Source organism: Stenotrophomonas sp. AS1 (assembly GCF_048957655.1).
Lineage (GTDB): Bacteria > Pseudomonadota > Gammaproteobacteria > Xanthomonadales > Xanthomonadaceae > Stenotrophomonas > Stenotrophomonas bentonitica_A.
Window position 1 is genome coordinate 1 of sequence record NZ_JARVXM010000021.1, and the last position, 779, is coordinate 779.

The following is a 779-nucleotide window of genomic DNA, read 5'->3' on the forward strand; positions in this document are numbered from 1 at the left end:
GGCCGCATCGGCAAGTCCTCGGTCACCCAGGGCGCGCTGGTCAGCGCCGGCCAGGCCGAAGCGCTGGCCACCGTGCAGCAGTTGAACCCGATTTATGTCGATCTGACCCAGTCCGCCAGCGAGCTGCTGCAGCTGCGCCGCGAGCTGGCCAGCGGCCGCCTGCAGGACAACCAGACCCTGCCGGTGACGATCCTGCTCGATGACGGCACCGAGTTCGACCACAAGGGCACCCTGGAATTCTCCGAAGTCAGCGTGGACCCGACCACCGGCAGCTACGCGCTGCGGGTCAAGGTCGAGAACCCGGACCAGGTGCTGATGCCGGGCATGTACGTGCGTGCGCAGGTCGGCAGCGGCGTGCGCGAGAACGCGATCCTGGTGCCGATGCAGGGCATCGCCCGCGATCCCAAGGGCGATACCAGCGCCATGGTGGTCGGCAAGGACGACAAGGTCGAAGTGCGGCAGGTCAAGGTCAGCCGCTCGCTCGGCGACAAGTGGCTGGTGGAGGACGGGCTGAAGGCCGGTGACAAGGTCATCGTCGAAGGCCTGCAGAAGATCCAGCCGGGCATGCCCGTGCAGGCCACCGAAATGGGCGCGGCCCCGGCCAAGCCGGCCGCCGCGCCGGCGGCTCCCGCCGCCCAGCAGTAACCGGAGAATTCCATGGCACGTTTTTTCATTGATCGCCCCATCTTCGCGTGGGTGATTGCGATCATCATCATGCTCGCCGGTGGCCTGGCGGTGCTCAAGCTGCCGGTGTCGATGTACCCGGAAGTGGCGCCGCC

Annotated in this window: 1 protein-coding gene and 1 pseudogene; both read left to right on the forward strand. The window is 67.5% G+C overall.

Annotated features, from left to right (window positions below; genetic code table 11):
• Nucleotides 1-645, forward strand: a pseudogene (gene smeD / locus PV764_RS20285) (multidrug efflux RND transporter periplasmic adaptor subunit SmeD); the annotation flags it as partial.
• A 12-nt stretch (nt 646-657) separates the two neighbouring features.
• A partial coding sequence (locus tag PV764_RS20290; protein WP_421117432.1) for an efflux RND transporter permease subunit occupies nt 658-779 on the forward strand: 122 nt, incomplete at its 3' end.